General features: G+C 40.6%; 8 protein-coding genes and 1 pseudogene. 8 read left to right on the forward strand and 1 reads right to left on the reverse strand.

The window, feature by feature from the left end:
* Positions 1 to 869: 869 nt before the first annotated feature.
* The 6 genes from IQ264_RS30195 to IQ264_RS30220 all read left to right on the forward strand — a co-directional run bounded on the left by IQ264_RS30195 (position 870) and on the right by IQ264_RS30220 (position 5,875).
* Positions 870 to 1,034, forward strand: a complete 165-nt coding sequence (locus tag IQ264_RS30195) for a hypothetical protein (protein WP_193986026.1) — start codon at positions 870 to 872, stop codon at positions 1,032 to 1,034.
* Positions 1,035 to 1,036: 2 nt separating this feature from the next.
* Complete coding sequence (locus IQ264_RS30200) at positions 1,037 to 1,606, forward strand: TnsA endonuclease N-terminal domain-containing protein (protein ID WP_228061929.1); 570 nt, start codon at positions 1,037 to 1,039, stop codon at positions 1,604 to 1,606.
* An 11-nt stretch (positions 1,607 to 1,617) separates the two neighbouring features.
* Complete coding sequence (locus IQ264_RS30205) at positions 1,618 to 3,921, forward strand: Mu transposase C-terminal domain-containing protein (RefSeq protein ID WP_193986013.1); 2,304 nt, start codon at positions 1,618 to 1,620, stop codon at positions 3,919 to 3,921.
* The gene (locus IQ264_RS30210; protein ID WP_193986015.1) at positions 3,908 to 4,927 is read left to right on the forward strand and encodes a TniB family NTP-binding protein; all 1,020 of its coding nucleotides are present in this window, start codon (positions 3,908 to 3,910) and stop codon (positions 4,925 to 4,927) included. Before IQ264_RS30205 ends, IQ264_RS30210 begins: the two co-directional genes overlap by 14 nt.
* A gap of 12 nt (positions 4,928 to 4,939) precedes the next feature.
* The gene (locus tag IQ264_RS30215; RefSeq protein WP_193986017.1) at positions 4,940 to 5,497 is read left to right on the forward strand and encodes a TniQ family protein; all 558 of its coding nucleotides are present in this window, start codon (positions 4,940 to 4,942) and stop codon (positions 5,495 to 5,497) included.
* A 120-nt stretch (positions 5,498 to 5,617) separates the two neighbouring features.
* Positions 5,618 to 5,875 (forward strand): hypothetical protein, encoded by a 258-nt coding sequence (locus tag IQ264_RS30220; protein WP_193986020.1) that lies wholly within the window; start codon positions 5,618 to 5,620, stop codon positions 5,873 to 5,875.
* A 365-nt stretch (positions 5,876 to 6,240) separates the two neighbouring features.
* On the opposite strand, the gene IQ264_RS30225 is transcribed toward IQ264_RS30220, so the two are convergent.
* Entirely contained in the window at positions 6,241 to 6,387 is a 147-nt protein-coding gene (locus IQ264_RS30225) for a hypothetical protein (RefSeq protein WP_193986022.1), read from the reverse strand.
* Positions 6,388 to 6,626: 239 nt separating this feature from the next.
* On the opposite strand from IQ264_RS30225, the gene IQ264_RS30230 reads away from it, so the two are divergent.
* Together IQ264_RS30230 and IQ264_RS33290 are read left to right on the forward strand one after the other, a co-directional pair.
* Positions 6,627 to 7,400, forward strand: a complete 774-nt coding sequence (locus IQ264_RS30230; protein WP_193986024.1) for a DUF928 domain-containing protein — start codon at positions 6,627 to 6,629, stop codon at positions 7,398 to 7,400.
* A gap of 121 nt (positions 7,401 to 7,521) precedes the next feature.
* Positions 7,522 to 7,798 (forward strand): annotated as a pseudogene (locus IQ264_RS33290) (hypothetical protein); the annotation flags it as partial.

Genomic DNA, 7,798 nt, shown 5'->3' on the forward strand with positions numbered 1-7,798 from the left:
TTAACAACTCTAATTTTAAAATGAAGAATCCTTCTTTTTCATAAGCAGTGAAAACTGTAACGTTTGGTAAGTTTAATAAGGTATCTAGATGAAAATCCATCGTCCTTTTCGGGTAAAATGTAGTGCTAACTACATTTTACCCCATGATGCCGGAAGACCCTGATTTTTGGCTTTATCCCAGATTTTCTTGCTTTTGTTAGTTTTCCTGTCTGCCAACTGATTCAATAGCAATGCGGTTAATTCGTTGTTTGTTTTAAAGAGCAGCTATCGCTGCACTTTAACCCAAAAACTCAAAGCTCCATACTTTTTTTGAGCCTATTAGTACCCCTTTTTAGAGTCGGAAAAAAGAGGTAAAAATGAGCCTATTTATTCCTACTTATTCCTACTTATTCCTATTTATTCCTATTTATCCCTACTTATTCCTATTTATTCCTACTTTCGAGCAAATTTGGCAGATGTTATTGCGAATAATTCTGGTTTTCGGAGGTATTTTATGCACACCTAGCACTACTTGTTTCCCCCTTACTGTAATAGCAAGCCATGTCTAATGTACGTACAAGCATGAAAAAGTGGAAATTTGGGCAAAATTGATGGTCGGATAAAACGATCGATCTACATCACTGCTAACCTGATTGAGTTCGTTTACTCAAATGCGTTGGACATGGAAGCCTGTAAATCGTTTACAAACAGTCCCAAAAATTTATTAGTGCCACCAGTAGCATTAAAAAGCATACTTGTTGGTCATCGGTCATTGGTTAAATATGCTACCTTAGCATACTAGGAGCTAAATTCAGCATACTACTCTTTGTCATGTAGGTTCGCGGACTAAATGAAATTTGTGCAGACTAAACGAAATTTATGCAGAGTAAGTGAAATTTTGTTGCGGAGTAAGTGAAATAGGCCGACAGTTGGACTACGCTAGAAGCGAACCAGATGAAAGCTATTCAGCAAGAGCGGGTGCAGCTTGGTCACTCCAGCCAGAAAAATTAGGAACACCGGAACCAAAAAAAATATTGGTTTGTTTGCCAGCTTAAAAATGCAGACAGGTATCTGGTTTGAGTCTCTGATTGAAAGAGACTATATGTACCTGCTAGAAATAGATCCAGATGTCGAGTCATACCGAAGTCAACCTTTGACAATTAGTTACACTATCTCCAACAAGCAATTAAAATATACACCCGATTTCCTAGTAAAACGAAAAAAATTCCAACAGATTGTAGAAATTAAACCAGAAAGCAAAGTACATTCTCCCAAAAATATCAGACTATTCAGATGCGTTGCTCCCTTATGCCAAGAACAGGGATATTCCTTCGTAGTAGTTACCGACAAAATGATTCGAGTGCAACCACTACTTGATAATGTCAAACTTCTTTATCGGTATGCCAGAGAGCCATTAACCTATAAGAACTATATTGATTGCCATCAATATTTTAAAGAACGAATATCAACCTCCTTGCAAGCAGCACAGCAGGACTTAACCACCAAACAAATTTCTTTCAAAATCTTAATGAAATTAATTTTCTCGGGAGTTTTAGAAACCGACCTGATGAAACCGATTAATTCAGAGAGCCTAATTACCCGGACAAAAGTTCAACTTTCCCCGTAGGAGCAACCTACATGAGTCGAGTAAAATTTCAAGTAGGACTACACTTTTGGCTTCTTGGTCGCGAGTACGTCATCAAACAACGGCTAACCGGAGAAGACTTTCAAATTAGCGATGTCGTCACGGAAAATTTATCAATTATCAAAGAAACGGTTTTAGTCCAATCTCTATTTAAAGGCTCTCTGGAATTCGAGAACCCAGCGAGGCCACTTAGTCCGCCAAAAAAAGATTACCTTGCCGCTGATTTTAGCCAAATTCCGGAGTCATTAAAACAAGAGGCTAAAATCAGAGAAAAATATGTAAGAGCCACCTTAGAGAAAAACTTTAAAACGCGAACCAAAGCCGAATTAGCTCCCATTATAGAGCAAGTAGCACAGTCAATAAAAGATGCAACACCTCCCTCTTATATTACACTTTATCGCTGGCTAAAAATTTACGAAGATTCCGGTCAAGATATCCGTGCATTAGTCCCCAACTATAGAAAAAGAGGAGATTACAGACCCAAAATTTCTCCAGAAGTTAAACGAATCATAGATTCAGCCATTGCCAGAGTATATCTGAACCCCAATCGAGCCAAAGTTGATGCAGTTTACGATGAAGTCGTTGCTGAAATTGTGCGAGAAAACTGCTTCCGTAAAGAAACGGGGATGGAATTGCTAAAAATTCCCCATCGCTCGACTATCTATCGCTTCGTTCTCAAGTTAGAACCATTAGAAAAAGCTGTCGCCAGGTATGGTAAAAAAGCAGCGGAAAAAATGTACGCTCCCCTACAGCATCCCGTGCAAGTTACCCGACCCCTAGAAAGAGTAGAAATTGACCATACAAAGCTACCCTTCTTTGTCGTAGATAACGAAACTCGGCTGCCAATTGGTACTCCAGCTTTAACATCTGCTGTTGATAAGTATTCAGGTTTAGTGGTCGGCTATTATCTCAGCTTTGAACCATTCAGTTCTTTGAGCGTCATGCAATGTCTGCTCAATGCCATCCGACCTAAAGACTACGTAAAGTCTAAGTTTCCATCCGTACAGCATGATTGGAACGCTTACGGATTAATGGAGACGCTGGTTGTTGATAATGGAAAAGAATTTTTAAGCGAACACTTTAAAGACGCTTGCCAACAACTCCAGATTCACGTTCAATATACCCCTCCTAAAATGCCTTGGTATAAGGGTTCTATTGAAAGATACTTTGGGATGTTAAATACCAAAATTTTAGCAGGGCAACCCGGAAACCTTCTGTCTGATTTTGTTAAAGACTATGACTACGACCCGCAAAAAAATGCAGTAGTTTCATTTGAAGCGCTGCAAGAAATGATTCATTTATTTATCATTGACATTCACAACCAAAACGCGCATCCTGAGTTTAAGTGTCCTCGCTCTGAAGTTTGGTCTAGAGCAATAGACTTTCATCCACCTGCTCTACCCCCATATAATAAAGAGCTAAGAGTTTTAGTAGGATTAATTGAGAAAAGAGTTATTTCTAGAAGGGGAGTAGAGTGGTCAGGGCTTTATTACAATTGTCCCGACTTAGTGCGGCTACGCTCCTATTTTGAACCAGAAGATAAGCGACGAAAAGATGGCACAAGAGTCAGAGAAAAAGCGCTCATTAAAATCGACCCAAATGATATTTCAACCATCTATGTTTTTGAGCCAACTTCTGACAACTTTATCGCCGTTCCCGCTCTAGCTGTTGAATATACCACGGGCTTAACTCTCTGGCAGCACAAGGTAATTAAAAATCTCGCAGCACAAGAGTACAAAAAAGTAGATATTGTGGCGCTAGCCTTAGCCAAGAAGAAGATTCAAGAAATCGTCGAACGGGAATGGTTGGTAACTAAGAAAGGAAAAACTCGTACCGCTATGGCTAGATGGTTTGGCATCGGGCGAGAAGGATTTAATACAGGGTATCAAACTGAGCAAATACTAGATTTAGAAGCAACTCCTCCGTTAGAACAAAGGGAAGCTTTTGATGCTTCTAATCAATCCCATCCCATGACGGGTATATCTGATAGAGGCAGTGCTTTTCACTTCCATGAAACTTCACCTCTTTCTGACTCAGACAGCAACAGAGTTGAAGAAACCGCGCCAGTCAATTCTGTGACGGTAACCCTGGATACTTCTGCTGATGTACCTGTCACCCAGAAGCCATCAAAACGCTTACGTAACCAAAAAACTGCCCCCCAAAAAGGTTCACCTGTTCCCAAAGAAACTGAAACATTTAATTCTAAAAACTCATGGGAACCCGACCTCACGGGATGGGATGTCAGCATCGGTTTACCAACTTACTCTAATGAGGCCAACCCTAATGCCGAGGAATAGAAAACCATTTTCAGCCCTTACCTTTTCCGAAAGGCTTTACATTGTCAATAACATTTACATTGTCTATCCTCGGTGCAAGGAAATCCTCACCGCGATTGATGATTGCCATCATTTATCTAATCTCAAAGATGAACCAGATTGCTTATTTTTAAACGGAGCAACTGGTGCTGGGAAAACCACTCTCATCAAGAGTTACCAACAAGACTATCCCAGGAGAGAAACTGCTGACGGTACTATAGTTCCAGTCTTGTCTGTGACAATTCCAACACCTGCTACTGTCAAAAGCGTTGTCACGAAGCTGTTGTGGGAACTGGGAGACCCTGCTTATGACAAGGGGAGTACCAGTAGCCAGACTATTAGGCTGATTGGATTGATGAAAGATTGCTCGGTCGAACTCGTTTTTCTAGACGAATTTCAACATTTTATCGACCGAGATTCAGCTAAAGTTCTCAAAACTGTATCCGACTGGTTGAAGAATTTGATTCTAGATACAAAAGTACCAATGATTTTGATTGGGCTACCGGAAGCCGAAACGGTTTTTCAATTCAACCCGCAACTGAGCCGGAGATTTGCGACTCGATACAATTTGAGTCCGTTTTCTTGGTCAGCCGATGGAGGGATGGAGTTCCGTACTTTTCTACACGCAGTGGAAACTCAACTTCCGTTGATGGAAAAATCTTCTTTAAGCAGTGAAGAAATGGCATTGCGTTTTTACTATGCCTCAGATGGAATTGTCGCTTACGTGATGAAACTGATTCGTTATGGAAGCAATCTAGCCTTAAAGCAAGGTCAAGAAAAACTGGATTTAAATATATTAGCTTATGCTTTCGATAAGTATGTTAAAGCTGATAAACCAACTAAACAAAATCCTTTTCTAACAAATGATTGGGAAGTTTCTAGAGCAGAAGCTTCTACCTCCGACGGCTCGGTGAAGGTAGGAGTTACTAACTGTAGAATCAAGTCCAAGCAAAAAAATAGAAAAGCATCGGAAATTTTACATCAATAGAGTGGGTTAATAGTGGAGCTAAAAAGAAGGTTATTGCGACGACCGAGACCGTACCCTGATGAAAGTCTAGCTGGCTATATCATTCGCCTCGCTGAAGCTAACTACTACTCTTCTACTAACCAAATTTTTCAAATGTCTGGATTAAGGCAAAGAATTATTTATGCTAATGTGTTTCATCCCAAACAAGATGATTTATCTCAATTGAGTTTCCTTTGTGATGTCCCAGAAAGTGTTCTTTGGTCGATGGCCTTTCCTGTTGTCAACAAAAGTCGGCATCTCCATAAGCAGATGGTTGAGGTATTTGGAGAAGTTGTTCTTACCAGGACTTTGGAATACCTCTGGGTCAAACTTTGTCCGGTTTGTTTGCAAGCCGAACCTTATTATCGACGCATTTGGAATTTATCAGTTGTTACTGCCTGCTCTATCCATGATTGTTTACTTCTTAATACTTGTCCTGCCTGTCAACTGCCAATTGGGTGGGTGAGAAATTCTGTAGTCAGATGCTCCTGCCAAGAGGATTGGCGTAATTACCAACCGCTTGAGTCAATTTGGGATGCTGAATTTTTCTAATTATGACCGCATAGGCCAACGCTCAGTCAAAATGCTACAACGGCATACTCAAGGCATACTAACGGCCACGGAGTAGTTGGAAGATGGTAGCATACATTAGCACTAACAAGCATACTACTGATGACAACGAGAAATCTTCGGGTCGTAGGATACTTACCTCCCTCTATTCACGAAAAGCTGCGCCAATATATGGAGTCAGAATCAATCACCGAAAGTACGGCTGTTGTCAAAATTATCAAGCAATTTTTTGACGGCACCACCGTTGCAAAGGCCACACAGACGATTCAAACTCAAGAGATTGCCTTTTTGAAAGCGAGCATCAAAGAACTCCAGGAGCGCTTGACAATTCTGGAGCAAACTGTGGCTGAAAAAAAGTAGGGACGAGTGAGCGAACGAATGGATTTGACTAAAAAAGTTGCCATTTCTTCATGAGGAACTCTTCTATCTATAGTTCGAGTAAGCTAAGGGTTTCCTATCTAGCAACAAACCAGCTTGTTGCGGAAAATTTCATTTAGTGCGCGACCTTGGCAGGTTAGTTTCATTTAGTCTGCAAATAAATTTCACTTTGTCTGCAACAACAGAGGCTAGAAGTACTGATTTCCCGTTGAAAAAATTTCACTTTGTCTGCGAACCTACAGTCACTACCTCATTGACAAGAGCGCGATCGCTTTCCTTGGAAGTTGGAGCAAATTACCACAACTTCCCCGCACTTTCACTGTTCCTGGTGCAACATCAACTCAATCTCATATCTCTTTGCCAAACAAAAAACCCGCTGCTGATTGCGGCGGGTTTACTTGTAAACTGTTGACACGCTTATGCCAAAGACATTTGATAGCGCCAGTTAATTGCACGGGGTTTAACATATTCAGTATTTTTAACTTTCGCTTCATAATTTTCACCAGCTATAGGAATACTCAGACTAAACCAGCTACCGGAATTTTCTGAGTTAACGAAGCGGCTGTATGGGGTCGCTTTAGTAGCTCGTTGAGTCCAAAACTACTGTATTGGGCAGTTTTGCATAGTTTTGCAGGCTTTTTAGCTGATTAGTTACGACTATACTGTGATTGTAGATACCGTTCATATTCAGCAATTTTTTATTAAGTAAGCTAACTGAGGAGGCAACTAAGGTATGAGCAGCCAGAATTTCCTGGTGATTTTCACTTCTTGTATATGTGCTTATGCTGTTGTGCCAACCCAAATACTAGCATTGACAACTCTAGATCAAAAAGAAGGAATTCAGCTCAAAGTAATGGAGGTAGCACAGTATAACCCAAAAGATCGGGGAGCACCTAGTCAAACAGGTTCTGGGGGAACCAGGGGAGGAAAATGCGAACTAGATAAAAATATTTCTGGTCCACCGTTAAGTGCTTTAGTGCCTGCTAACGATAAATCGCGTTTGACAGTGGAAGGAAAACCGGAATTTTTTGTATACGTTCCGCAAAGTTCTGCACAAACGGCAGAGTTTGTGCTAAAAGATGAAAATCGAAAAAATGTTTATAGCACAACTTTTCCCATTTCTGGTAAAGCTGAAATAATCAGAATTAGCTTGCCAACAAACGTTCCTGCTTTGGAGAAAGAGAAAAAATACTATTGGTATTTTACGGTTTTTTGCAATACGCAAAATCGCAGTCGGAACCCTTTTATAACCGAGTGGATTCAGAGAACAGAAATAAATTCACCAAATGCTGCACAAGTGGTGAAAGCTTCTTTACTAGATCGCTCTAAGTTCTATGCCGAAAACAGTATTTGGCATGATGCAGTGGCAACCTTAGCTGAATCGCGCCGCCAGAATCCAAACGATGCAACCTTAGTTAATGAGTGGAAAAAACTTCTAGATTCAGCAGGATTGCAGGACTTTAGCGATTTGCCGATTACGTTAATTAGCTTGGAGAACTCTCCCTAATTTGGATGTCCCACAACCCGGTTTATTTAAAAAATCGGGTTGTAAAATATCAGTTTAGCATGAGTATTTTTTTCAATTGCGCTCTGTGATATTCTGATTTCAATTTAGACGGTTAGAGTTTATGATCCGGGGCTACCAAGAAGCATCTAACGGGACAATTCGCCTTTTTTCATTTACTTTTCTTCACCTTTGTGGACTAACCAACGAAGAAGAGAAAAGACTAAAAGATGGCAAACAGAAGATTTTTCTGTCCTGGGGCTTTTTGTTGGTTAGCTGTTCGTTTTTCCTTGGCGAAGCCCAGGCGCAAATTGTCCCAGATGCAACAATGCCAGTAAATTCCATTGTCACGCCTTCAGGGAATAGGAACATCATCGAGGGCGGAACTAGGGCTGTCTCTT

Source organism: [Phormidium] sp. LEGE 05292 (assembly GCF_015207735.1).
Lineage (GTDB): Bacteria > Cyanobacteriota > Cyanobacteriia > Cyanobacteriales > Aerosakkonemataceae > Floridanema.

Coding starts and splice junctions, on each gene's coding strand:
- IQ264_RS30210 (WP_193986015.1), top strand. CDS start 3,908: ATGCCGAGGAATAGAAAACCATTTTCAGCCCTTACCTTTTCCGAAAGG.
- IQ264_RS30230 (WP_193986024.1), top strand. CDS start 6,627: ATGAGCAGCCAGAATTTCCTGGTGATTTTCACTTCTTGTATATGTGCT.
- IQ264_RS30225 (WP_193986022.1), bottom strand. CDS start 6,387: ATGAAGCGAAAGTTAAAAATACTGAATATGTTAAACCCCGTGCAATTA.
- IQ264_RS30220 (WP_193986020.1), top strand. CDS start 5,618: ATGACAACGAGAAATCTTCGGGTCGTAGGATACTTACCTCCCTCTATT.
- IQ264_RS30200 (WP_228061929.1), top strand. CDS start 1,037: ATGCAGACAGGTATCTGGTTTGAGTCTCTGATTGAAAGAGACTATATG.
- IQ264_RS30205 (WP_193986013.1), top strand. CDS start 1,618: ATGAGTCGAGTAAAATTTCAAGTAGGACTACACTTTTGGCTTCTTGGT.